The 23,192-nt window shown below is 66.5% G+C and carries 21 protein-coding genes, 2 tRNA genes and 1 pseudogene; 6 read left to right on the top strand and 18 right to left on the bottom strand.

Going from position 1 to position 23,192, the window contains the following annotated elements:
- Positions 1-35: 35 nt before the first annotated feature.
- The 7 genes and pseudogenes from AWC25_RS21410 to clpX all read right to left on the bottom strand — a co-directional run bounded on the left by AWC25_RS21410 (position 36) and on the right by clpX (position 8,885).
- A complete protein-coding gene (locus tag AWC25_RS21410; protein WP_069399004.1) occupies positions 36-641 on the bottom strand; it encodes a LysM peptidoglycan-binding domain-containing protein in 606 nt (201 codons plus the stop codon).
- A 105-nt stretch (positions 642-746) separates the two neighbouring features.
- Positions 747-2,003 carry a saccharopine dehydrogenase family protein gene (locus tag AWC25_RS21415; protein WP_085167547.1) on the bottom strand — a complete coding sequence of 419 codons (1,257 nt, stop codon included), beginning with the start codon at positions 2,001-2,003 and terminating at the stop codon, positions 747-749.
- 151 nt (positions 2,004-2,154) lie between these two features.
- Positions 2,155-2,403 (bottom strand): annotated as a pseudogene (locus AWC25_RS21420) (transglycosylase family protein); the annotation flags it as partial.
- Between the two features lie 1,174 nt (positions 2,404-3,577).
- Positions 3,578-4,171: a molybdenum cofactor guanylyltransferase gene (gene mobA / locus AWC25_RS21425; RefSeq protein WP_069399007.1), complete on the bottom strand. Its 594-nt coding sequence runs from the start codon at positions 4,169-4,171 to the stop codon at positions 3,578-3,580.
- Between the two features lie 12 nt (positions 4,172-4,183).
- Positions 4,184-5,287 (bottom strand): 2-oxoacid:ferredoxin oxidoreductase subunit beta, encoded by a 1,104-nt coding sequence (locus AWC25_RS21430; RefSeq protein WP_069399008.1) that lies wholly within the window; start codon positions 5,285-5,287, stop codon positions 4,184-4,186.
- A complete protein-coding gene (locus AWC25_RS21435; RefSeq protein WP_142278977.1) occupies positions 5,284-7,236 on the bottom strand; it encodes a 2-oxoacid:acceptor oxidoreductase subunit alpha in 1,953 nt (650 codons plus the stop codon). Before AWC25_RS21435 ends, AWC25_RS21430 begins: the two co-directional genes overlap by 4 nt.
- A 368-nt stretch (positions 7,237-7,604) precedes the next feature.
- Positions 7,605-8,885 carry an ATP-dependent Clp protease ATP-binding subunit ClpX gene (gene clpX, locus AWC25_RS21440; protein ID WP_044507095.1) on the bottom strand — a complete coding sequence of 427 codons (1,281 nt, stop codon included), beginning with the start codon at positions 8,883-8,885 and terminating at the stop codon, positions 7,605-7,607.
- Positions 8,886-9,159: 274 nt separating this feature from the next.
- Here clpX and mmuM point away from each other — a divergent pair, with 274 nt between their 5' ends.
- Positions 9,160-10,065, top strand: a complete 906-nt coding sequence (gene mmuM / locus AWC25_RS21445) for a homocysteine S-methyltransferase (RefSeq protein WP_142278978.1) — start codon at positions 9,160-9,162, stop codon at positions 10,063-10,065.
- On the opposite strand, the gene clpP2 is transcribed toward mmuM, so the two are convergent.
- The 4 genes from clpP2 to AWC25_RS21465 form a co-directional block, all read right to left on the bottom strand.
- Positions 10,062-10,706 carry an ATP-dependent CLP protease proteolytic subunit ClpP2 gene (clpP2, locus tag AWC25_RS21450; protein WP_044507096.1) on the bottom strand — a complete coding sequence of 215 codons (645 nt, stop codon included), beginning with the start codon at positions 10,704-10,706 and terminating at the stop codon, positions 10,062-10,064. The two genes, mmuM and clpP2, sit on opposite strands and share 4 nt — an antisense overlap.
- Entirely contained in the window at positions 10,703-11,293 is a 591-nt protein-coding gene (locus AWC25_RS21455; RefSeq protein WP_069399011.1) for an ATP-dependent Clp protease proteolytic subunit, read from the bottom strand. The genes clpP2 and AWC25_RS21455 overlap by 4 nt, the downstream gene beginning before the upstream one ends.
- A 115-nt stretch (positions 11,294-11,408) precedes the next feature.
- A complete protein-coding gene (tig, locus tag AWC25_RS21460) occupies positions 11,409-12,806 on the bottom strand; it encodes a trigger factor (RefSeq protein WP_069399012.1) in 1,398 nt (465 codons plus the stop codon).
- Between the two features lie 63 nt (positions 12,807-12,869).
- A tRNA-Pro gene (locus AWC25_RS21465) sits at positions 12,870-12,946 on the bottom strand.
- A 145-nt stretch (positions 12,947-13,091) separates the two neighbouring features.
- Here AWC25_RS21465 and AWC25_RS21470 point away from each other — a divergent pair.
- Positions 13,092-13,162, top strand: a tRNA-Gly gene (locus AWC25_RS21470).
- A gap of 28 nt (positions 13,163-13,190) precedes the next feature.
- Complete coding sequence (locus AWC25_RS21475; protein ID WP_069399013.1) at positions 13,191-14,393, top strand: serine hydrolase domain-containing protein; 1,203 nt, start codon at positions 13,191-13,193, stop codon at positions 14,391-14,393.
- A 52-nt stretch (positions 14,394-14,445) separates the two neighbouring features.
- Here the strand turns inward: AWC25_RS21475 and AWC25_RS21480 are convergent, their stop codons facing one another.
- The 4 genes from AWC25_RS21480 to AWC25_RS21495 all read right to left on the bottom strand — a co-directional run bounded on the left by AWC25_RS21480 (position 14,446) and on the right by AWC25_RS21495 (position 16,797).
- The gene (locus AWC25_RS21480; RefSeq protein WP_084229159.1) at positions 14,446-14,733 is read right to left on the bottom strand and encodes an Mtp family mycobacterial-type pilin; all 288 of its coding nucleotides are present in this window, start codon (positions 14,731-14,733) and stop codon (positions 14,446-14,448) included.
- A 100-nt stretch (positions 14,734-14,833) separates the two neighbouring features.
- Entirely contained in the window at positions 14,834-15,640 is an 807-nt protein-coding gene (locus tag AWC25_RS21485; RefSeq protein WP_069399014.1) for an Fpg/Nei family DNA glycosylase, read from the bottom strand.
- 8 nt (positions 15,641-15,648) lie between these two features.
- Positions 15,649-16,128 (bottom strand): ribose-5-phosphate isomerase, encoded by a 480-nt coding sequence (locus tag AWC25_RS21490; protein ID WP_069399015.1) that lies wholly within the window; start codon positions 16,126-16,128, stop codon positions 15,649-15,651.
- A gap of 45 nt (positions 16,129-16,173) precedes the next feature.
- Complete coding sequence (locus AWC25_RS21495; protein WP_069399016.1) at positions 16,174-16,797, bottom strand: mycothiol-dependent nitroreductase Rv2466c family protein; 624 nt, start codon at positions 16,795-16,797, stop codon at positions 16,174-16,176.
- 125 nt (positions 16,798-16,922) lie between these two features.
- Here AWC25_RS21495 and pepN point away from each other — a divergent pair, with 125 nt between their 5' ends.
- Positions 16,923-19,523, top strand: a complete 2,601-nt coding sequence (gene pepN, locus AWC25_RS21500) for an aminopeptidase N (RefSeq protein WP_069399017.1) — start codon at positions 16,923-16,925, stop codon at positions 19,521-19,523.
- On the opposite strand, the gene AWC25_RS21505 is transcribed toward pepN, so the two are convergent.
- The 3 genes from AWC25_RS21505 to AWC25_RS21515 all read right to left on the bottom strand — a co-directional run bounded on the left by AWC25_RS21505 (position 19,520) and on the right by AWC25_RS21515 (position 21,009).
- Positions 19,520-19,987: a DUF5130 domain-containing protein gene (locus AWC25_RS21505; RefSeq protein WP_069399018.1), complete on the bottom strand. Its 468-nt coding sequence runs from the start codon at positions 19,985-19,987 to the stop codon at positions 19,520-19,522. The two genes, pepN and AWC25_RS21505, sit on opposite strands and share 4 nt — an antisense overlap.
- Positions 19,974-20,198 (bottom strand): aa3-type cytochrome oxidase subunit CtaJ, encoded by a 225-nt coding sequence (ctaJ, locus tag AWC25_RS21510; protein ID WP_069399019.1) that lies wholly within the window; start codon positions 20,196-20,198, stop codon positions 19,974-19,976. The genes AWC25_RS21505 and ctaJ overlap by 14 nt, the downstream gene beginning before the upstream one ends.
- Positions 20,199-20,265: 67 nt before the next feature.
- Complete coding sequence (locus AWC25_RS21515; protein ID WP_084229154.1) at positions 20,266-21,009, bottom strand: HNH endonuclease; 744 nt, start codon at positions 21,007-21,009, stop codon at positions 20,266-20,268.
- A gap of 144 nt (positions 21,010-21,153) precedes the next feature.
- On the opposite strand from AWC25_RS21515, the gene AWC25_RS21520 reads away from it, so the two are divergent.
- Together AWC25_RS21520 and AWC25_RS21525 are read left to right on the top strand one after the other, a co-directional pair.
- A complete protein-coding gene (locus AWC25_RS21520) occupies positions 21,154-21,549 on the top strand; it encodes a globin (RefSeq protein ID WP_069399021.1) in 396 nt (131 codons plus the stop codon).
- A 24-nt stretch (positions 21,550-21,573) separates the two neighbouring features.
- On the top strand, positions 21,574-23,139 hold the full coding sequence (locus AWC25_RS21525; protein WP_069399022.1) for a glycoside hydrolase family 13 protein: 1,566 nt from the start codon (positions 21,574-21,576) through the stop codon (positions 23,137-23,139).
- The last annotated feature ends 53 nt before the right edge of the window (positions 23,140-23,192 follow it).

Below are 23,192 nucleotides of genomic sequence, written 5' to 3' on the forward strand. Positions count from 1 at the left end.
CGTGGGCTCGGTCACTCGCGGTTCGGCCGCCGCGCTCAGGGAATCGTCAGCACCTGACCGGGATGAATCAGGTCGGGATCGGCGACGCCGCTGGCGTCGGCGATCACCTGATACCTGCTGCCATCACCGTAGAAGCGTTCGGCGATCGCCCACATGGTGTCGCCGGACGCGACGGTGTAGGTACGCGGCGTGGGCGCAGCGGGGGCCTCCCCGGCCGGTTCCGGCGGGGGTTCGTCGACGGGTTGGCCAGGGCCGGCAGTCATGCCGCCGGCACCCGGTTCCGGAGCGGGCGCCGGCGGGGGCGGGCCGTCGGTCTGCGTATTGGTCGCCCACGCCGGGCCGTCGGCTGCGTAGAGCACCAGATTGCCGTCGTCCTGAAGCACCAGCCGGACGTCCTTCTTGCCCTGCGTGTCGGTGTGCCAGACCGGCTTGTCCGGGAGGTACAGCACGAAGTTGCCGTCGGACTGCAGTTCGGCGCGCGTCACATCCTGACCATTGGTCGCACTCGCCCACAACGCTTCGCCTCGCGCGGCCAGCACCAGGTTCCCGTCGTCTTGAAGGGTGAGGGTGTAGGCGCCATTGTTCGAGGCGAGCGATTGTCCACGCTCCAGCTTTTGTCCTTGGGTCAGCGTGTCTGACATGGCTTCCTCTCGTCATCGCACCGATGTCGGTCCGAGATGGCATACCCCCTCGAGGCCGCCGGAATCATCGGAACCAGATCGAACGAAAACTGTTGCGGCAGCGGCTTAGTCCAGCCGATCCGTCCGCAGCGACACACCCGCGGCCGGCAACCTGGTCAGCAATACGTCACCCATTGCGGCCGCGGGCGTCAGCACCCCGTGCAAGTCCGGGAGTTTGTCGCGGTCCAGCGCCAGGGCCAAGCCGCACTCCCCCAGCAGCACCGAGGTCGCTTGGTAGCCCGGGTCGCCCCGCTGCTCCATCCTGGCCACGTAGCGCGCCCCGGTGGTCGTGGTGGTGTAGGTCTCCAACCGGTAGTAGCCGCGCTCTCGCACCCGCGGACTCGGGCCGGTGCCGGATTTGGGCAGGATGCGCTCTATCAGCGGCCGCGGCAGCAGCCGGGCGTAACGGCTGCCCAGCTCGAACGACGCGTTACCGACCCCGGCCACCAGGATCGATGCCGCCGCGGCCAACGGCGAGGAGCCGACGCTCATGTGTTCGCTGTACCGGAACCGCCGGCCATAGGACCAGTCGAGTAATGCGTTGCTGCGCCGCACAATTCGGGTGTTGATCGGGGCCATCAAAAAACCGGCGGTCCAGGCGCCGTCGAGCTCGGGCGCGATGTAGCGGCCACGCCGCCAGGGCAGGTCGGGCTGGCGGCCCAGCTCGGGTTCGGCGCCGCGATCGGGGCTCAGCGTGTAGGGATCGGCCAGGCACCGGCGAAGTTCCGAATCGCTGGACGCCGCGCGCAGCACCCCCACCAATGAGGCCACCGTCCCGCCGGAGACCCCACCGAACAGCGAGCGCAGCACGAAATGGGTGTCGCCGAGTTCGCCCGTACCATCGTCGCGCGCCGCGCGATAGAGGGCATACACCGACATGTCGGAGGGGACCGAATCGAATCCGCAGCAGTGTACGATCCGGGCGCCGGTGTCGTTGGCTTGTTTGTGATACCGGTCGATCGCCGCGCGGATGAAATTCGCCTCACCGGTCAGGTCCGCGTAGTCGGTACCCGCCGCGGCGCACGCGGCCACCAGCGGCAGCCCGTACCGGGCGTAGGGCCCCACCGTCGTGACGACGACCTGGGCACGGGCGGCCATCTCATTCAACGTGGACGGCGACGACGCGTCGGCGATCAGCACGGGCCAGGACTGCGCGGCCGGAGCTAGCCTGTCGCGCACGGCCCGCAGCCGCTGCGCAGAGCGTCCGGCCAGGGCGATGCGCGCGCCGGTGCCGGCGCGGGCCAAGTATTTAGCGGTGAGCTGGCCGACGAAACCGGTCGCCCCATAAACCACGATGTCGAATTCACGCCCCGTCGCGGTCATCGTCGCGACGGTACCGGATGGTCAGCCGCGTCCGGCGGGCCCGCGCGCCGAGCGACGCCCTGCGCCTTGGCGCTGTGCGATGAACAGGAAATGCCGGGCACCAGGCCCGGCATTTCCCTGCGACGGCAGCGCTGCCGTCGATGGCGGTCGGTCAGCCGCGGCGACCGCAGACCGGCCAGGCGCCGATGCCCTGCGAGTGCAGCACGTTCTCGGCCACGCGGATCTGCTCCTCGCGGCTGGCGCCGGCGGGCGAACCCGATCCGCCGTTGGCACGCCAGGTGCTCGGGGTGAACTGCAGGCCGCCCGAGAACCCGTTACCGGTGCTGATCGACCAGTTACCGCCCGACTCACACTGCGCGATGGCGTCCCAGTTGACGCTGTACGCCCGGGCCGGCGGCGGGGGCACATCCGCGCTAGCGGTGGCGGAGGGCACCGTCACCAGCGATCCGGTCAGGGCAGCGAGGACGAGCGTTCGGCGGACGTTGTTCAAGGTGTTCCTTTCGCGGTGCGCGCGCGCCAAAGCAGACCCACCCGGGGGTGGGTTTAGGTACTGCGTGAAGTGGAAACAGTGCTTCGGAACGTGCCGTCTCGGTTCGGCACGACAGCGGGGGCGTGATCTGCCCGGCGGGATAAAGCCGCCTGCTGCCGAACGGCAATTGCCGCCCGCAGCCCGCTCACACACGGGTCCGTGGATTAAATTTTCGATCAACCCCTTTCGGGCTAAAACGCACCGTAGGTGACCCAATGCCGTTCGTCATCTTCGACACGCGGCTATCTCGAGACGATAACGAACAGATCACGGCACGCATTACCGAATATTTCTGCAGGTCACGCCTCACTTTTCCGTAGGCAATCGCAAGTCAAGATCCGCACCCGATCGTGACCCGAATCACGCAGTTTTTGTGACGCGGGCCACCGATTTTGCACGTTTAGAAACCTGCCTTGACGATCTGTACGCCGCCACGTGGCGCCGAGCCGGGGGTCGGCTGTCGAGCTGTTGCCGTCACCGGTCCGCGCGCTGCGAGATTCTTCCTACCAACCCGAAGACGTTCTGCTGCAAAATGATTCGTGACAACACCGCGCTGATTCCGAGATCCCCTTATGCACAACTAGTTAACACGTCGCACAAAGACCTGGACAAATGTGTCCACGAGTTACCAAGCGCTGCAACGCGTTTGCAAACACGGTGCCGCGAAGTCCACACCTCGCTACCGAAACGGCACCCAAGGGTCTGGGGCCCACCGGCACCCGCCTCGGTCCCAGTTTGCGCCGGAAAATTTGCCGAGAGAATGCGTATTGGGCGTTATACGCAAGCGCCGCCGGCCGTTCCGGAGGAAAACGTACTAGCACAGCCATCGCGGGAAGCCGAAATTCCGTCTGCTCCAATGTCATACGCTCTCGGATTCCAGCCGATGCAAAATACCGGGCGCGGCCCGACCCACATTGTCCGGTTAAAGTAGCGAAAAAAATACAATTACCATTTACTTAGCCAGGCCGCACAATTACGTCGCCAACCATGAATAGTTCGCGATCCGCCACGCAATTACCCTAACGACGGTCGAAGCGCGGGGCTCTCAGGCGCCCGGACGCACCAGCGCACGAAACTCGGCGTCGGTGTTGACATTGGTCAATGGGCGCGTATCCGGCAGGACGATCTGCTGCGCATCGGACGCGTCGATCAGCGCGCTCATCTTGCGCTCGCCGGCGGCGACCAGCGCGTCAATCCGATCGGCCAGCTCGGTCCGGTACACCGCGGCAAGGTAGTGGCTGCGACCGTCCCACGGCAGCACCACTTCGGCATCGGTCTTGGTCGCGAGCTGCATCAGTTGATCGACGAGTTCGGCTGTCAGCAGTGGCATATCGACCGCGCAGACGAAGGCGTACCGTGCGCCGGCCTCCACCGCGGCGCGCAATCCCCGTCCGGTGGCGGGCAGCGGTCCCAGCCCCTGAATCTCGTCACGGATCACCCGCGCGGTCAGATGAGGCAGCGGTTGGCCCGGTGCGGCCACGACGAAGACCGGATCGCAGCGCTGCGCGAGAACCCCGGCGACGAACTCGACCATTGTGGCCGCCCCATCCGGACCCGGCAAAGTGGCCTTGTCGCGGCCCATGCGTCGCGATTCGCCCCCGGCAAGTACTACCCCGGCCAACGACACCGCATCGGTCACGGCCTCAGCCCCCTAGTCGACGGTCCAGGTGTCGCGCCCGCGCAACAACGATTGGAGGGCGGCGGCGTCGAATGGGGTCGACGACCGGGCCGCGGCGACCTGGGCGCGGGCAGCGTCGTCATAGGTGGGCCGGGTGATATCCCGGAAGATCCCTAGCACGGTGTGATCCAGGTTCTGCTCCGAAAGCCGCGACAGGGCGAACGCGTACGCGGAGTTGTCGGCGTGCGCGTCGTGCTTGACGATCTCGTCGACCGCCACGTCGGCAGTCTTGGCCACCTCGAGGCTGAAGCCGGACTTCACCACGCAGTATTCGCCGTTGGCGCCGAACACAATTGGCTCGCCGTGCCGGACGTTGATCACCCGGTCCTCGGCGCCCTCCTTGCGCAGCGCGTCGAACGAACCGTCGTTGAAGATCGGGCAATCCTGCAGGATCTCGACCACTGCGGCGCCACGGTGCTCGGCCGCGCCGCGCAGCACCTCGGTCAGCCCGGCCCGGTCGGAGTCAAGTGCCCGGCCGACAAAGGTCGCCTCGGCGCCCAGCGCCAGCGAGACCGGGTTGAACGGATGGTCCAGCGACCCCATCGGCGTCGACTTGGTGATCTTGCCAACCTCGGACGTCGGCGAATACTGGCCCTTGGTCAACCCGTAGATCCTGTTGTTGAACAACAGGATCGTGATGTTGACGTTGCGGCGCAGCGCGTGGATCAGGTGATTACCGCCGATCGACAGCGCGTCGCCGTCGCCGGTGACCACCCACACCGACAGGTCCTCGCGGGCCAGCGCCAAACCGGTGGCGATCGCCGGGGCGCGACCGTGGATCGAGTGAAACCCGTAGGTCTCCAGGTAGTACGGGAACCGGCTGGAGCAGCCGATCCCGCTGACGAAGACGATGTTCTCCCGGCGCAGCCCCAGCTCCGGCAGGAAGTTGCGGATGGTGTTGAGGATGACGTAGTCGCCACAGCCCGGGCACCAGCGCACCTCTTGGTCGCTGGTGAAGTCCTTACTCTTCTGCGGCTGATCCTCTGGGGTCAACGCGGGCACGCCGTCGTTCTTTTTCAGCCTCGGCGTCAACCCGAGGTCCGTGCCCGCCAGGTCGCCAGCAATCCCACTCGTCATGCGTTAGCTCCCGCTCCAACCGTTGCTGCCGCCATTCTGGCGACCATCGTCTTGTCTTGCTCGATCTCGGCCAGCGTTCCCGCCAACGCCGCCCGAATCACCCGCCCGATTTCGTCGGCGAGGAACGCGATGCCCTGCACCTTGGAGACCGACTGCACGTCGACCAGATATTTGCTGCGCAGCAGCATCGCGAGCTGACCCAGGTTCATCTCCGGCGCCACCACCCGCGGGTACCGGCGCAGCACATCGCCGAGGTTGGCCGGGAATGGGTTCAGGTAGCGCAGCTGGGCGTGCGCGACCTTGATGCCCTTGCGCCGCGCGCGCCGGCAGGCCTCGCCGATCGGACCGTAGGAGCTACCCCAGCCGATCAGCAGCAATTCGGCGTCGCCCGTCGGGTCGTCGACCTCGAGATCGGGAACCTTGATTCCGTCGATCTTGGCCTGACGCAACCGCACCATGAGGTCGTGGTTGACCGGCTCGTAGGAAATGTTGCCGGAGCCGTTCGCAGCCTCGAGGCCGCCGATACGGTGTTCCAGACCCGGCGTGCCCGGCACGGCGAACTGGCGAGCCAGCGTCTCCGGGTCGCGCGCATACGGCTGAAACGGTTCGTCCGGCTTGGCGAAGGCGTGCGTAATCGGCTGCAGCGACGAGACATCCGGGATCTGCCACGGCTCCGAGCCGTTGGCGATCGCGCCGTCGGACAGCACGATCACCGGGGTGTGGTAGGACACCGCGATGCGCGCCGCCTCGATGGCGGTTTCGAAGCAGTCGGACGGCGACTTGGGCGCCACCACCGCCACCGGCGACTCGCCGTTGCGGCCGAACAGCGCCTGCAGCAGGTCGGCCTGCTCGGTCTTGGTCGGTAGCCCGGTCGACGGGCCGCCGCGTTGCACATCGATGACCAGCAGCGGCAGCTCGGTCATCACCGCCAGTCCGAGGGCCTCGGACTTCAATGAGATGCCCGGGCCGGAGGTGCTGGTGACTCCCAGTGCGCCGCCGTAGGAAGCGCCGATCGCGGCGCAGACGCCACCGATCTCGTCCTCGGCCTGGAAGGTGATGACGTTGAAGTTCTTGTGCCGGGACAGCTCGTGCAGGATGTCCGAGGCCGGCGTGATCGGGTAGCTGCCGAGCACGACCGGGATGTTGGCGAGCTGACCGGCCGCGACGATGCCGTAGGCCAGCGCGGTGTTGCCGGAGATCTGCCGGTACTCGCCCGGCGGCAGGGTCGCCCGCGACACCTCGTAGGTGGTGCCGAAAGCCTCGGTGGTTTCGCCGTAGTTCCAGCCCGCCTTCAGGGCGAGCACGTTGGCTTCGGCGACGTCGGGCTTGCGGACGAACTTCTCCCGGATGAAGTTTTCGCTGGTCTGGATCGGTCGTCCGTACATCCACGACAACAGACCGAGGGCGAACATGTTCTTGGCCCGCTGGCCGTCTTTCTTGGACGCGCCGATCGCCTCGACGGCCCCCAGCGTGAGCGTGGTCATCGCGACGGAATGCACGACGTAGTCGGACAGCTCCCCGGTTTCCAGCGGGTTGGCTACATAGCCGACCTTCGTCAGGTTGCGTTTGGTGAATTCGTCGGAGTTCGCGATCACCATTCCGCCGCGGGGCAGATCGCCGATGTTGGCCTTCAACGCGGCCGGATTCATGGCAACCAGTACGTCCGGCCGGTCACCGGCCGTCAGGATGTCGTAGTCGGCGATTTGAATCTGGAAGGACGAGACACCGGGCAAAGTGCCTGCAGGGGCCCGAATTTCGGCGGGGTAGTTCGGCTGCGTGGCGAGGTCGTTACCGAAAAGCGCTGCCTCCGAGGTGAACCGGTCACCGGTCAGCTGCATACCGTCGCCGGAGTCGCCGGCAAACCGGATGACTACTTGCTCCAGGCGCTGACGGTCCGACGCGCCGTTGTGATGAGATTCAGATCCGGCTCCGCTGCCGTTCGGATCCACGTCTCCGCCTCTCATTGATCGACCGGGCAGGCACACTGCCAAAGTTTCAGGTTACGCGCCGTTTTGTTGCTCCCCAGCCCCATGCGATTTGCATGAGACTGGCAGTACCAATTATGGCACTGGTCATCAGGTCAAATGAACGTCCGACGCCGCGCGTCCTTAGGGTTATCTTAGGCAAAATGCGTGTTCAGCACGTGCTACTGACGAGTACGGCACGAAACTGTGGTGTTGGTCACGTAGTGTGGCAAATTCGCCCAGCCCGGCCAGCCCGATTGCCTGACTCCTCAACGCGGCACCCGCCGCTTGATCGTCGTCAGGCCAGCCCGATTGCCTGACTCCTCAACGCGGCACCCGCCGCTTGATCGTCGTCAGGCGCTCTTGTCGCGGCGCTCGGAGCGTGAGGGCTTGCGCGGCACGATCGTCGGCAACACGTTGTCCTGCACCGTCTCCTTGGTGACCACGACCTTGGCGACGTCGTCGCGGCTGGGGATGTCGTACATCACCGGCAGCAGGACTTCCTCCATGATCGCCCGCAGACCCCGGGCGCCGGTGCCGCGGTGGATCGCCTGGTCGGCGATCGCCTCGAGCGCATCGTCGGTGAACTCCAGCTCCACGCCGTCCATCTCGAACAGCCGGGTGTACTGCTTGACCAGCGCGTTCTTGGGCTCGGACAAGATCTTGACCAACGACTCCATGTCCAGGTTGGTAACCGAGGCGACCACCGGCAACCGGCCGATGAACTCGGGAATCAGGCCGAACTTGATCAGGTCTTCGGGCATCACTTCGGCGAAGTGGTCGGTGGTGTCGATCTCGGCCTTCGAGCGCACCTCGGCGCCGAAGCCCAGGCCCCGCTTGCCGACCCGCTCGTAGATGATCTTCTCCAGTCCGGCGAACGCACCCGCGACGATGAATAACACGTTGGTGGTGTCGATCTGGATGAATTCCTGGTGCGGGTGCTTGCGGCCGCCCTGCGGGGGCACCGACGCCTGCGTGCCCTCCAAAATCTTGAGCAGCGCTTGCTGCACTCCCTCGCCGGAAACGTCGCGGGTGATCGAGGGGTTCTCGCTCTTGCGGGCGATCTTGTCGACCTCGTCGATGTAGATGATGCCGGTCTCGGCGCGCTTGACGTCGTAGTCGGCCGCCTGGATCAGCTTGAGCAGAATGTTCTCGACGTCTTCACCGACGTAACCGGCCTCGGTCAGGGCGGTGGCGTCGGCGATGGCGAACGGGACGTTGAGCATCTTGGCCAGCGTCTGGGCCAGATACGTTTTCCCGCAGCCGGTGGGGCCGAGCATCAAGATGTTGGACTTGGTCAGCTCGACCGGCTCGCACCGGGAGTCACGACCCTTTTCGCCGGCCTGAATTCGCTTGTAGTGGTTGTAAACCGCGACCGCGAGTGTCCGCTTGGCGGTGTCCTGCCCAATGACGTAGCCCTCCAGGAACTCCCGGATTTCGGCCGGCTTGGGCAGTTCGTCGAGCTTGACGTCGTCGGCGTCAGCAAGCTCCTCTTCGATGATCTCGTTGCACAGGTCGATGCACTCATCGCAGATGTAAACCCCGGGGCCCGCAATGAGTTTTTTAACCTGCTTTTGGCTCTTCCCGCAGAATGAGCACTTCAGCAGATCACCGCCGTCTCCGATGCGCGCCATGGTGCCTCAGTGCCTACTTCCTGTTCGCCGTACGCCTCAACGTGCCGCATGTATTCCCCCGACGCTACCCGCTAGATCGGGCCCGCCGCGACCATTAGCGCCGAATCGCGTCGGTGGTATTCATGCCTGTCCGAAAACATATAGCCCGACAACCGCCCGCACCGGCCGAGACGCGCTTTCCGTGTCTTTGGCGTGTCGCGGTCGTTACCCCACCGAGGCTGGCTACGCCGCGGGCTGGTTGCCAGGCCCCCACCCTACAGTGGCATGGGTGGGGATGGCTGCGGATTCTTTGTGGCCCACCAATTCCGTGCTGATCAGCGATGGCGGCCTGGCCACCGAGTTGGAGGCGCGCGGCCACGACCTGTCCGACGCGTTGTGGTCGGCGAGGTTGCTGGCGGATGCCCCGCACGAGATCGCCGCGGTGCACACCGCATTTTTTCGCGCTGGTGCCCAAATCGCTACAACCGCCAGTTATCAAGCGTCGTTCGACGGCTTTTCCGCACGCGGTATCGGCCGCGATGAAGCGGTCGAATTATTGCGGCGCAGCGTCGAACTCGCGGCACAATCCCGTGCTGCAACCGGCGGCCTGCTGGTCGCCGCTTCGATAGGTCCCTATGGTGCGGCGCTGGCCGACGGCTCCGAATATCGCGGACGCTACGGGTTATCCGTCGCCCAACTGCGACGGTGGCACCGGCCGCGGCTCGAGGTGTTGGCCGACGCGGGGGCCGACGTGCTTGCCCTGGAAACCGTGCCCGACGCCGACGAGGCCGAAGCGCTGGTCGACCTGGTGCGTGCGGTTGGCAGGCCGGCGTGGTTGAGCTACACCATCGACGGGACCCGCACGCGCGCCGGACAACCCCTAACCGAGGCGTTCGCGGTGGCCGCCGGCGTCGCGGAGATCGTCGCCGTCGGCGTCAACTGCTGCAGTCCCGACGACGTCCCGTCGGCGATCGAAATCGCCTCTGCGGTAAGCAAACCCGTGATCGTTTATCCGAACAGCGGGGAGCACTGGAACGGCCGCGCCTGGACCGGCGCGTCCCGCTTCTCCGTGGACCGGGCCCGGCAGTGGATCACGGCCGGGGCCCGCATCGTCGGCGGCTGCTGCCGGGTGACGCCCGCCGGCATCGCGGCCCTGGCGGACGTCGCCAAAAGCGCCGAGGGCGAACGCGACGGTCGCTAGTTGGTCTGCGCGGACAGCTTCCGGTACTCGAGCACCGTGTCGATGATCCCGTAATCCTTGGCCTCTTCGGCGGTCAGGATCTTGTCCCGGTCGGTGTCCTTGCGGATCACCGACGGTTCCTTGTTGGTGTGCCGGGCCAGCGTCGTCTCCATCAGCGTGCGCATCCGCTCGATCTCGGCGGCCTGGATCTCCAGGTCGGAGAACTGGCCCTGGATCACGCCCTGCAGCGACGGCTGGTGGATCAGCACCCGGGCATTGGGCAGCGCCATTCGCTTACCCGGGGTTCCGGCGGCCAGCAACACCGCCGCGGCCGAGGCCGCCTGTCCCAGGCACACGGTCTGGATGTCGGCGCGGACGTACTGCATGGTGTCGTAAATCGCCATCAGCGAAGTGAATCCCCCACCGGGCGAGTTGATGTACATGGTGATGTCGCGGTCCGGGTCCAGCGACTCGAGTACCAGTAATTGGGCCATGATGTCGTTGGCCGAGGCATCGTCGACCTGCACGCCGAGGAAGATGATGCGTTCCTCGAACAACTTGTTGTACGGGTTCGACTCCTTGACACCGAAGCTGGAGTGCTCGATGAACGACGGCAGGATGTAGCGCGCCTGAGGCTGGATTTCAGGGTGCTGGGGACTCATCGGGCTTCTCCATTGGTGATGTGGGCGGCGCGGGTGATGATGTGGTCGACGAAGCCGTATTCCAGGGCCTCCTGCGCGGTGAACCACCGGTCGCGGTCCGAGTCGGCCTCGATGCGTTCGATCGACTGGCCGGTGAACTCGGCGTTCAGCCGGAACATCTCCTTCTTGATGACGTGGAACTGCTCGGCCTGGATGGCGATGTCGGCCGCGCTACCGGTCACTCCACCGAGCGGCTGGTGCATCAGGATGCGGGCGTGCGGCAACGCGAAGCGCTTGCCCTTGGTGCCGGCCGCCAATAGGAACTCGCCCATCGAGGCGGCCATGCCCATCGCGTAGGTGGCGATGTCGCACGGCGCCAGCACCATCGTGTCGTAAATGGCCATCCCTGCGCTGATCGAGCCGCCCGGGGAGTTGATGTAGAGGTTGATGTCCTTGTCGCTGTCCTCGGCGGCGAGCAGCAGAATCTGCGCGCACAACCGGTTGGCGACCTCGTCGTTCACCTCCGAACCCAGGAAGATGATGCGCTCGGAGAGCAAGCGCTCATACACCGAGTCCGTGAGGTTGAGGCCCACCGAATTCGTACGCATGTCAGTCACGACGGGGTTACCTGCTTTCTCGAGATCTGTACTCACCGACACTAACCAACCAAGCCCGCCGTTTCGCGCCGCGCACCCCGCGTTCGCTCACAGCGTCAAGGCCGGATCACTCGTCGCTGGGCTGTTCGGTCGTGTCCCCGGCTTCTTCGGCTGCTTCGTCGGTTGCTTCGTTGGCGGGCCGATTGCGGTCCGGGAAAAACTCGCTCGTGTCGATGACGTTGCCGTCGGTGTCGGTGACGGTCGCCGCCGAGACCACTGCGGCAATCGCCAAACCGCGCCGCACGTCGGCGAACATGGCGGGCAGCTGGTTGTTCTCCTGAAGGTAGGCGAACAGTTGCTGCGGTTCGATGCCGTACTGCCGCGACGTCGCCACCAGCCGCTCGGTCAGGTCGTCCTGGCCGACCTGGATGTCCAGGTCGTCGGCCAGCGCGTCGAACAGCAGCTGACGCCGGACGTCCTTTTCCACCGCGGTGCGTGTCTCGGCCTCGAACTCCTCACGGGTCTTGCCCTGCTGGGCGAGCACCTCGGCGAACCGGTCCTCGTCATGCCCGACGCTGTCGATCGCACCGTGTATCGCGCTGTCGAACTGGGCGGCCACGATGGCCTCCGGCAGTGGCACGTCGACCTGTTCGAGCAGCGCGTCCATCGTGGCTTGCTGAATCTTCTCGGCCTGCTGGGCGCGTTTGAGCCGGGCCACCTGGTCGCGCAGATTGGTCCGCAGCTCGTCGATGGTGTCGAATTCGCTTGCCAATTGCGCGAATTCGTCGTCGGGCTCCGGCAACTCGCGTTGTTTGATCGTCTTGACCGTGACGGTGACCTGTGCGTCTTGGCCCGCGTGCTCCCCGGTCGCCAGCTTGGCGGTGAATTCCTTGGACTCGTCGACCGACATGCCGATGAGCGCCTCATCGAGGCCGTCGATGAGACGGCCGGAGCCGACCTCGTGCGACAGACCTTCCGCGGCGGCGCCCGGCACCTCTTCGCCGTTCACGGTCGCCGACAGGTCGATCGAGACGAAGTCGCCGTCGGCGACCGGTCGGTCCACCCCGGTCAGCGTGCCGAACCGGGCCCGCAGCGACTGCAGTTCGGCTTCGACGTCCTCGTCGCTGACCTCGATCGGGTCCACCGACACCTGCAGCGAGCTCAACTCCGGAAGGGTGAGTTCGGGGCGAACGTCGACCTCGGCGGTGAACGCGAGGTCTTCGCCGTACTCCTTCTTGGTCACCTCGATCTCCGGACGGCCGATCGGGTGCACTTCGGTCTCGCTGACCGCCTGCCCATACCGGGCCGGCAGCGCCTCGTTGACGACCTGATCCAGCATCTCCTCGCGACCGAATCGGGCCTCGAGCAGCTTCGTCGGCACCTTGCCGGGCCGGAAGCCCGGCAGCCGGACCTGCTTGGCCAACTCCTTGTAGGCGCGCTGGAAGTCGGGTTCGAGTTCGGTGAAAGGCACCTCCACGTTGATGCGCACCCGGGTGGGGCTCAACTGCTCGACGCTGCTCTTCACGGGTGTGCTCCTTGATGTCGTTCTGTGGTGGCCTGGCGAGCCAGCTGGGTTGCGGCGCGGTGCTGGTCGGGGTGACAGGATTTGAACCTGCGGCCTTCCGCTCCCAAAGCGGATGCGCTACCAAGCTGCGCTACACCCCGCGCTGACCTCGCGATCCTACGGCCCCCCAGTACCAGCAGGGCCACCGGCTTCGGAGCGAACTCAAGACCTCACAATGCAGTCACGAATCTGCGTCGATTAGATTTGATGTTCGCAGCCAGATACAGTCTCGCTCGACTAATGCATGCGGGCGTAGCTCAATGGTAGAGCCCTAGTCTTCCAAACTAGCTACGCGGGTTCGATTCCCGTCGCCCGCTCGGGTAGGTAGCTCCACAGAAAGGCGCCATGAGCGACCTTGCACTTGAAGCCACCATCAACGGTTCCTGCGCGCCGGACTTCATCGGGGTCCGCGACGCGTTCGAGCGCAATTTTGCGCTGCAACTCGAACACGGCGCGGCCGTCGCGGTCTGGGTGGACGGGAATCTCGTGGTCAACCTGTGGGGCGGCTGGGCCGACGAGGCGGCGACGCGGCCCTGGCAACAAGACACGCTGACCACGGTGCTCTCCGGCACCAAGGGACTGTCGGCCACCTGCATGCACCAGCTCGTCGATCGCGGCGACGTGGACCTGCACGCGCCGATCGCGCGGTACTGGCCGGAATTCGGGCACGCGGGCAAGGAGCACATCACGCTGGCCATGGTGATGAGTCACCGGTCCGGCGTCATCGGGCCGCGAGCCCCGATGACCTGGGAACAGGTCTGCGATTGGGATTACGTCTGCGAACAGCTGGTCAGCGCCGAACCATGGTGGGAGCCCGGCACCGCCCAGGGCTATCACATGACGACCTTCGGTTTCATCGTCGGCGAGGTGTTCCGGCGAGTGACCGGCCGCACGATCGGCCAGTACCTGCGCACCGAGATCGCCCAACCGCTGGGCGCCGACGTTCACATCGGCCTGTTGCCCGCCGACCAGCTGCGGTGCGCGGAGCGGGTCAACAAGCCGCACATGCGTGACCTGCTCACGCACGTCCCGGCCAGCCCGCGCAGCCTGGCCGATCACCCGAAGGCCGGCCTGGCCGTCGCGATGGGTTGGGCGCCGGACGACGAGGTCAGCTCGTATGACCTCGACCGCTGGCGCGCGCTGGAATTCCCCGGCACCAACGGGCAGGTGTCGGCGCTGGGCCTGGCGACGTTCTACAACGCGCTCGCACAAGGAAAGCTGTTGAGCCGCCAGCACATGGACGTGATCCGGGAATGTCAGGGCGGCCACGAGACCGACCTGGTGCTCGGCCCTCGGGTTGCCGACCACGGCTGGGGGCTGGGTTACATGCTCAACCGGCGCTGCGTGAACGGGCCCAACCCGCGGATCTTCGGCCACGGCGGGCTCGGCGGTTCGTTCGGGTTCGTCGACCTCGAGCACCGCATCGGTTACGCCTACGTGGCGAACCGGTTCGACGCCACCAAGGCCAATGCCGATCCGCGCAGCCTGGCGTTGAGCAATGAGGTCTACGCCACCCTCGGGGTCGACGTCTCCCGGTTCTCGACGTAAGACGCGCCCTGCCGAGCGAGGCCGGCAGGGCGCGATGGCAGTCAGGGATCGATCAGGGGTGCCATCCTGGCGGCGGCGGCGGACCCCAGGGCCGGTCCGGCGGCGGTGGGGGGCCGCCCCACCCCGGTCCGCGGTCCCCCGGACGATCCGGCGGCCCGCCGCGCCAGTCATGGCAGTTGTTCCAGTCCCAGTTGTTGCCCCAGCCCGGGTCCCAGAACTCCCCGGGGCACCACTGCGGGAATGGCCCGGGCGCCGCGACCGCGTCGGCGGCGTTGCCGACGCCAACCAGACCCGCGACCGCAGCTCCGGCGAAAATCGTTGCAGCTAAACGAGGAATCATCTTCACAGCGCACTTTTACCCGCCCGGGGCCGACCGAAAACTATAGACGCCAGCGTTTCTTCCTGGCAGTTTCCTGCCAATCGGGCGGGCGGTGCGGTGCTCACTTCTGACAGGCCGGGCACCAGAACAGGTTGCGCCCCTCCAACACCGCCGTGCGGATCGGCCCGCCGCAAACCCGGCACGGTTCGCCGGCACGGCGGTAGACGTAGGTGCGGGGCCGATCCGGCCGGTACGACGGCAAACCGTGGTCGTGCTCGGGCCGCACCACGATAATCTTGCCGCGCCGCAGGCCGACCTTCATCAGCGCCACCAAATCGGCCCAGGCCGCATCGAATTCCGTGTCGCCGATTGACCGTCCGGGCCGGTACGGGTCGATGCGATGCCGGAACAACAATTCGCTGCGATAGACGTTGCCCACCCCGGCGATGACGGTCTGATCCATCAGCAACGCGCCGATGGGCCTGCGCGACTTGGTGATTCGGGTCCACGCCCAGGATGGGTCGGCGTCGTTACGTAACGGGTCGGGGCCCAGCTTGGCCACGACGTCGCTGACCGCGGCCTCATCGATCACCTCGCAGACCGTCGGGCCGCGCAGGTCGGTGCCGTACTCGGCGCCGACCATCCGCATGCGTACCTGCCCGACCGCTTCCGGAAGGGTTGCGCCGTCGCCGCGCTCCCATTCGGTGAAGCTGCCGTACAGACCCAGGTGGACGTGCACGATCGGACCGTTGGCGTAGTGGTGGAACAGGTGCTTACCCCACGCGCTGGACTTGCGCAGCACCTGCCCGCTCACCGCGGCCGCCGGCCCCGCGAACCGGCCCTGCGGGCTGGACACGGCGACCGGTGCGCCGCCAAACCGCCGTTGATGCAACCGGGCCAGCCGGTGCAGGGTGTGTCCCTCAGGCAACGCGGTGCTTAACCCTGCGCACCGGGCACCGGCGGCGCGTCGTGCGTGCGTTCGTACTCGTCCAGAATGTCGATACGCCGTTGATGCCGTTGCGCTTTCGACCACGGCGTGGCGAGGAAGGCGTCGACGAAGCTCAGCGCCTCGTCCACGGTGTGCATGCGCCCGCCAATCCCGATCAGTTGGGCGTTGTTGTGCTCACGCGCCAGCGACGCGGTCTCGACGCTCCACGCCAGCGCGCAGCGGGCGCCCGGCACCTTGTTGGCCGCGATCTGCTCGCCGTTGCCCGACCCGCCCAACACGATGCCCAGGCTGCCGGGGTCGGCCACCGTGCGGGTGGCCGCGGCGATGCAGAACGCGGGATAGTCGTCGTCGGCGTCGTAAGCGAAGGCGCCGCAATCGATCGGCTCGTGTCCGGTTTTCTTCAGATGCTCGATGATCGCTTGCTTGAGCTCGAATCCGGCGTGGTCGGCACCCAGGTAGACGCGCATGCCCGTCATTCTGCACGACGCCGTGCACGGCGGGCAGCGGCAGACCTAGTCGAACTCCGGGGCCTCGGTCCGGGTCCGCTTGAGCTCGAAGAAGTGCGGATAAGAGGCAAAGATCACCGAGGCGTCCCACAACTTGCCGGCTTCTTCGCCGCGCGGAATCTTGGACAGTACGGGCCCGAAGAACGCCACGCCGTTGACGTGGATGGTCGGGGTGCCGACGTCATCGCCGACTGCGTCCATCCCGGCGTGGTGGCTCTTGCGCAACGCCTCGTCGTAGTCGGTGCTGGTGGCGGCCTTGGCCAGGTCGGCCGGCAGTCCCGCGTCCTCGAGCGACAGCTTGATGACGTCGTCGAGATCCTTGTTGTCCTCGTTGTGAATTCGGGTGCCCATCGCGGCGTAGAGCGGCGCCAGCACCGCCGGTCCGTGCGCCTGCTCGGCGGCGATCGCCACCCGCACCGGGCCCCATGCGCGTTTCATCATCTCCTGGTACTTCTCCGGCAGGTTCTCCCGGTTCTCGTTGAGCACCGCGAGGCTCATGACGTGGAAGTTCACCTTGATGTCGCGGACCTTCTCGACCTCGAGGATCCAGCGGGAGGTGATCCAGCACCACGGGCACAGCGGGTCGAACCAGAAATCGGCTTGGTCTTTTACAGGGGTCTTCTGGGACATCGGCCAGTCCTCTCCGCGGGGTCGAGTAAGCGAAAACGGTCACAACACCGTTCAGCACAACCGTAGTCGCCGCGCGGGTGTTCCCGTTTCGCACCGCAAAACGGCGGCGCTACTAAGTTGGACGGGTGGCCCTTCCTAACCTGACTCGCGACCAAGCCATCGAGCGCGCGGCCCTCGTCACCGTCGACAGCTACCAGATCACCCTCGATTTGACCGACGGTAACGGCGGCCCCGGCGACCGCACCTTCCGCTCCACCACCACCGTGGTGTTCGACGCATTGGCCGGCGCGGACACGGTCATCGACCTGTCCGCCGAGACCGTTCGCAGCGCCACCCTCAACGGGCGAGAGGTGGACATTTCCGGTTACGACGAATCGACCGGTATCCCGTTGCGCGGTCTGGCCGACCGCAACGTCGTCGTCGTCGACGCCGACTGCCGTTACTCCAACACCGGTGAGGGCCTGCACCGCTTTGTCGACCCGGTGGACAACGAGATCTACCTGTACTCGCAGTTCGAAACCGCCGACGCCAAACGGATGTTCGCCTGCTTCGACCAGCCCGACCTCAAGGCGACCTTCGAGGTGCGGGTGACCGCGCCGCGGCACTGGAAAGTGATCTCGAACGCCGCCACGTCGTCGGTCGAGGAGTCGGCGGGCAACCGCGTGCACCTGTTCGCGGTCACCCCGCGGATGAGCACCTACCTGGTTGCGCTGATCGCGGGCCCGTACGCCGAGTGGACGGACTCCTATCGCGACGAGCACGGCGAGATCCCGTTGGGCATCTATTGCCGGGCCTCGCTGGCCGAACACATGGACCCCGAGCGGTTGTTCACCGAGACGAAGCAAGGATTCACCTTCTACCACAACAACTTTGGCGTGCCCTACGCATTCGGCAAATACGACCAGCTGTTCGTCCCCGAATTCAACGCTGGCGCAATGGAGAACGCGGGAGCGGTGACATTTTTGGAGGACTATGTCTTCCGCAGCAAGGTCACCCGGGCCTCCTACGAGCGGCGCGCAGAAACGGTGCTGCACGAGATGGCGCACATGTGGTTCGGCGACCTGGTGACCATGACGTGGTGGGATGACTTGTGGCTCAACGAATCCTTTGCCACCTTCGCCTCGGTTCTTTGCCAGGCCGAAGCGACGGAATACACGTCGGCGTGGACGACGTTCGCGACCGTCGAGAAGTCGTGGGCATACCGCCAGGACCAGCTGCCGTCGACACACCCGATCGCAGCGGACATCCCCGACCTGCATGCGGTCGAGGTGAACTTCGACGGCATCACCTACGCCAAGGGCGCCTCGGTGCTCAAGCAGCTGGTCGCCTACGTCGGCCTGGAACACTTCCTGGCCGGCTTGCGCGACTACTTCCGGGCGCACGCCTTCGGCAACGCCACGTTCAGCGATCTGCTGACCGCGCTGGAGCGGGCGTCGGGTCGTGATCTGTCGACTTGGGGCCAGCAGTGGCTGAAGACCACCGGGTTGAACACGCTGCGCCCCGAGTTCGAGGTGGACGCGGACGGCAGGTTCACCCGGTTCGCGGTGACGCAGAGCGGCGCGGCGCCCGGGGCGGGTGAAACCCGGGTGCACCGGTTGGCGGTCGGCGTCTACGACGACGACGCCGGCAAGTTGATGCGCGTGCACCGCGAAGAGCTCGACGTCGACGGCGCCGAGACGGAAGTGCCTGCGCTGGTTGGTGTGTCGTCCGGCAAGTTGATCCTGGTCAACGACGACGACCTGACCTACTGCTCGCTGCGGCTGGACCCGCAGTCGTTGCAAACGGCGCTGGGGCGCATCGCCGACATCGCCGACTCGTTGCCCCGCTCGCTGGTGTGGTCGGCGGCGTGGGAGATGACCCGCGAGGCCGAGCTGCGGGCCCGCGACTTCGTGGCGCTGGTGTCCCAAGGCGTGCAGGCCGAGACCGAAGTCGGGGTGGCCCAGCGACTGCTGCTGCAGGCACAGACGGCGCTGGGCTCCTACGCCGAGCCCAGCTGGGCTCGCGAGCACGGTTGGCCGCGCTTCGCCGATCGGGTGCTGGAACTGGCCCGCGCGGCCGAACCCGGGTCCGATCACCAGCTCGCCTTCGTCAACACGCTGTGTTCGTCGGTGTTGTCGACCCGGCACATCGCCACGCTGGCCGACCTGCTCGACCGCGACCCCGCCGAGTCGGGCCTGGCCGACCTGGAGATCGACGCCGACCTGCGGTGGCGCATCGTTACCGCGCTGGCCGCCGCCGGCGACGTCGACGCCGACGGGCTCGAGACGCGGTTCATCGATGCCGAGGTGCAGCGCGACCCGACGGCGACCGGCAAGCGGCACGGCGCCCAGGCCGCCGCGGCTCGCCCGCAACCCGAGGTCAAGGAGCAGGCATTCACCACCGTGGTGGAGGACGACACGCTGGCCAACGCGACGACCCGCGCGATCGTCGCGGGCTTCGGCGCGCCGGGTCAGTCGGAGTTGCTCAAACCGTTCACCGCCCGCTACTTCCAGGCGATTCCCGGGGTGTGGGCGCGGCGCTCCAGCGAGGTCGCGCAGACGGTGGTGATCGGACTCTACCCGTCGTGGGACATCAGCGAGGACGCGATCGCCGCCGCCGACGAGTTCCTGGCCGGCCCCGAGTCACAAGTGCCGCCGGCCCTGCGTCGCCTGGTGCTGGAGGGGCAGGCCGGGGTGAAGCGGGCGTTACGGGCCCGCGCTTTCGACGGGAGTCCGGCCGCGAGTTAGGCCGGCGCGATCCCCGCGCTGAGCACGCGGATCGCGCTGATCAGACCGTCGACCAGGTGCCCCTGCTCGAACGCCGACGACGCCGCGGCGACACCGAGCGGTGCGGCCGACTCGGCGCCGCGTCCGCGGACGTCCGCGCCGTACACCACCTCGATGACGGACTGGTTGGGCGACACCGCCAGCAGCACCGCGTTGTTCGGCGTCGGCACCTTGGCCAGGATCTCGCGGGCCCGGGCCGCCGTGTCGCTGCCCAAGTCGCCGAGGTAGATGGCGAACCGCGTCATCGACTGGCGGGAACCGTATTTCAGGGCGTCGTCGATGGCGACGAGGTCCTTGATCGGGAACGGGTAGTGCGACGAAAGCTCACCGGGCTCGGTCACACCGGACAGCCGCCCGCTCGTCGTGATGGCGAACCCCTTCGGCAGCCCGGCGGGCTCTTTGGTCGCTACCTCACCACGTGCCACTGGCGCCACCTCCGACTGAGAACTCCGATGAGTGATGTCCGTGTGCCCCGCCGACCGCCTCGTCGGTGGCCGCCCACAAAATCGGCGGATGCGTCCACGGCTCGGACATCTTGTAGGTCGCCGGGTGCGGGCCCTTGCGCGACCAGATCAGCGCCGCCAGCACGATCACCAGCAACGCCGGGATTCCGACCACTAACAGGTGAATCTCCATAGCGCTCACGACGGAAACCGTATCCCACCGAGTGCCGCCGGGGCGCGCGTGGACACCACTTTGCGGATCAGGCCGCACCCTCGCCCAGATACCGGGCCCAGGCGGGGTCCATTTCTTTGACCGTCGACAGCAGTCGCCAGTGCTGCCCGGTCGGCGGCAAGGGGGCCCGCCGCAGCGCCCAGCCGAGCTCGGTCAGCAGCTTGTCGCCCTTGCGGTGGTTGCACGTCGAGCAGCACGCGACGCAGTTCTCCCACGAATGCTCGCCGCCGCGGCTGCGGGGTACCACATGGTCGACGGTGTCGGCCTTCGCGCCGCAGTAGGCGCAGCAGAAGCGGTCGCGGTGCATCAGCGCGGCGCGGGTCATCGGAACCCGGGCCCGGTAGGGCACCCGGACGTAGGACCGCAACTGGATCACCGACGGCACCACGATCGACTGGGTCGCCGAGTGGACGACGGGACCGGCCGGATCGTGGTGCACCACGTCGGCCTTGCCGCAGATCACCATCACGATCGCCCGCCGCATGGGCAGCGCGGTCAGCGGCTCGTAGGTGGAATTCAGCAGCAACACCCGGCGCCGGCTCCAGATGGAGGCGCTGTCGTGCCGGGCGGGTGGATGGGTTTCGGCGGCCCGGGCGGGGTGGTGGGAAAGATTCTGGGCGGGGTGGTGGGAAAGGCCCGGGCCGGGGTGGTGGGAAACGCCCGGGCCGGGGTGGTGGGAAACGCTATGCAACGACGACGCGGGTGCGGGTCCGGTTAGCCCTGCCGTGCCAGCCGAACTGCGGTGGCTGCGGCGTTTCTTGCCCTGCGCCATGAATCCTCCGCCGATAGTCCACCATGATTCGCCGCCAATCGCACGCCTAATTGCAGGTGCACGCCGTGTCGAACCAGTGAACAGCAGGCGTGCCCCGGGCCGATTTGACGTTGCGGGGGCGCCAATGCACCACAATGGAGGGCGATGGATCAGGTACAACAGTCCTTTTACGACGCCGTCGGCGGTGCGGAAACCTTCAGAACGATCGTGGCGCGGTTCTACGCGCAGGTCCCCGAGGATGAGATCCTGCGGGAGCTGTATCCCCTCGACGATCTGGCGGGTGCTGAAGAACGGCTGCGGATGTTCCTTGAGCAGTACTGGGGCGGCCCCCGGACCTACTCCGATCAGCGCGGACATCCCCGACTGCGGATGCGGCACGTGCCGTTTCGGATCACTCCCATCGAACGCGACGCGTGGTTGCGCTGCATGCGGACCGCCGTCGCATCGATCGACACCCGGACTCTCGATGACGAACATCGTCGCGAACTACTCGACTATTTGGAAATGGCCGCCCACTCACTCGTCAATTCATCGTTTTGATGCCGGAGAACCGAACGGAGCAGCATGGGCCCCGCATGGTGGTCAAACGCGGTTTTTCACCAGGTGTATCCACGGTCGTTCGCCGACACCGACGGCGACGGGGTCGGTGATATCGACGGCGTGGTGGCCCATCTGGACCATCTGGAGCGGCTCGGTGTGGACGCGATTTGGCTCAACCCGGTGACCGTCTCGCCGATGGCCGACCACGGCTACGACGTCGCCGATCCCCGCGACATCGACCCGCTGTTCGGCGGGATGCCCGCGATCGAACGGCTGATCGCGGCGGCGCACCAGCGGGGCATCAAGATCACGATGGATGTGGTGCCCAACCACACCAGCTCGGCCCACCCGTGGTTTCAGGCGGCGCTGGCCGCGGGGCCCGGCACCGACGCGCGGGACCGGTATTTCTTCCGCGACGGCCGGGGCGCCGACGGGGAGCTACCGCCCAACAACTGGACCTCGGTCTTTGGCGGCCCCGCGTGGACGCGGGTGGTGGAGCCCGACGGCAATCCGGGCCAGTACTACCTGCACCTGTTCGACACCGAGCAGCCGGACCTGAATTGGGAGCATCCGGACGTCTTCGACGATTTCGAGAAGACGCTGCGGTTCTGGCTGGAGCGCGGCGTTGACGGCTTCCGCATCGACGTGGCCCATGGCATGGCCAAGCCGGCGGATCTGCCCGACGCGAAGGGTGACGTCAAGGTGCTCAGTCACAGCGACGACGACCCGCGATTCAACAACCCGAGCGTGCACGACATTCACCGCGGCATCCGCAAGATCGTCGATGACTACCCCGATGCGGTGACGATCGGCGAGGTCTGGGTGATGGACAACCTGCTGTGGGCCGAGTATCTGCGACCCGACGAACTGCATCTGGGATTCAACTTCCGGCTGACCAAGATCGACTTCGACGCCGCCCAAATCCACGACGCGATCCAGAATTCGCTCGCGGCTACCGCGGTCTACAAATCGGTGCCGACGTGGACGCTGTCCAATCACGACGTGGGCCGGGAGGTCACCCGCTACGGGGGCGGCGAAATCGGGTTGCGCCGCGCGCGTGCGATGGCGATGGTGATGCTCGCGCTGCCGGGCGCGGTGTTCATCTACAACGGCGAGGAGCTGGGGCTGCCCGACGTGCTGGACCTGCCCGACGAGGTACTGCAGGACCCGACGTGGGAACGCTCGGGCCACGTCGAGCGGGGCCGCGACAAGTGCCGGGTCCCGCTGCCGTGGTCCGGCACGGCACCGCCGTTCGGCTTCTCCAGTTCCCCCGACACCTGGTTGCCGATGCCCGCCGACTGGGCGTCGCTGACCGTCGAGCGGCAGGACGCCGATCCGAATTCGACATTGGCGTTCTTTCGCACTGCGCTCCAATTACGCAGGGAGCGAAGCGAATTCGACGGTGGCGAACTGGAGTGGTTGAGCGCATCGGCGGACGGGTTGGCATTTCGGCGTACGGCCGGCGGGCTGATCTGCGCCCTGAACACCGGCGAGCGCCCGATGCCGCTGCCGTCCGGCGAAGTAATTCTGGCCAGCGCACCGTTGGTCGACGGTCGATTGCCAAACGACACGGCGGCCTGGCTGGTCTAGCCGCGCGTCGGCGACGCAAGCGTCGAGGCGTCCGTTCCTCTATATCTAGTACA

It is taken from the genome of Mycobacterium sherrisii (genome assembly GCF_002102355.1).
Taxonomy (GTDB): Bacteria; Actinomycetota; Actinomycetes; order Mycobacteriales; family Mycobacteriaceae; genus Mycobacterium; species Mycobacterium sherrisii.

Coding starts and splice junctions, on each gene's coding strand:
- AWC25_RS21455 (WP_069399011.1), bottom strand. CDS start 11,293: ATGCGTACGAATTCGGTGGGCCTCAACCTCACGGACTCGGTGTATGAG.
- clpP2 (WP_044507096.1), bottom strand. CDS start 10,706: ATGAGTCCCCAGCACCCTGAAATCCAGCCTCAGGCGCGCTACATCCTG.
- AWC25_RS21515 (WP_084229154.1), bottom strand. CDS start 21,009: ATGGCGCAGGGCAAGAAACGCCGCAGCCACCGCAGTTCGGCTGGCACG.
- ctaJ (WP_069399019.1), bottom strand. CDS start 20,198: ATGGAGATTCACCTGTTAGTGGTCGGAATCCCGGCGTTGCTGGTGATC.
- AWC25_RS21475 (WP_069399013.1), top strand. CDS start 13,191: ATGAGCGACCTTGCACTTGAAGCCACCATCAACGGTTCCTGCGCGCCG.
- clpX (WP_044507095.1), bottom strand. CDS start 8,885: ATGGCGCGCATCGGAGACGGCGGTGATCTGCTGAAGTGCTCATTCTGC.
- mmuM (WP_142278978.1), top strand. CDS start 9,160: ATGGCTGCGGATTCTTTGTGGCCCACCAATTCCGTGCTGATCAGCGAT.
- AWC25_RS21495 (WP_069399016.1), bottom strand. CDS start 16,797: ATGTCCCAGAAGACCCCTGTAAAAGACCAAGCCGATTTCTGGTTCGAC.
- AWC25_RS21520 (WP_069399021.1), top strand. CDS start 21,154: ATGGATCAGGTACAACAGTCCTTTTACGACGCCGTCGGCGGTGCGGAA.
- AWC25_RS21480 (WP_084229159.1), bottom strand. CDS start 14,733: ATGATTCCTCGTTTAGCTGCAACGATTTTCGCCGGAGCTGCGGTCGCG.
- AWC25_RS21525 (WP_069399022.1), top strand. CDS start 21,574: ATGGGCCCCGCATGGTGGTCAAACGCGGTTTTTCACCAGGTGTATCCA.
- AWC25_RS21410 (WP_069399004.1), bottom strand. CDS start 641: ATGTCAGACACGCTGACCCAAGGACAAAAGCTGGAGCGTGGACAATCG.
- AWC25_RS21415 (WP_085167547.1), bottom strand. CDS start 2,003: ATGACCGCGACGGGGCGTGAATTCGACATCGTGGTTTATGGGGCGACC.
- AWC25_RS21430 (WP_069399008.1), bottom strand. CDS start 5,287: ATGACGAGTGGGATTGCTGGCGACCTGGCGGGCACGGACCTCGGGTTG.
- AWC25_RS21490 (WP_069399015.1), bottom strand. CDS start 16,128: ATGCGCGTCTACCTGGGTGCCGACCACGCCGGATTCGAGCTCAAGCAA.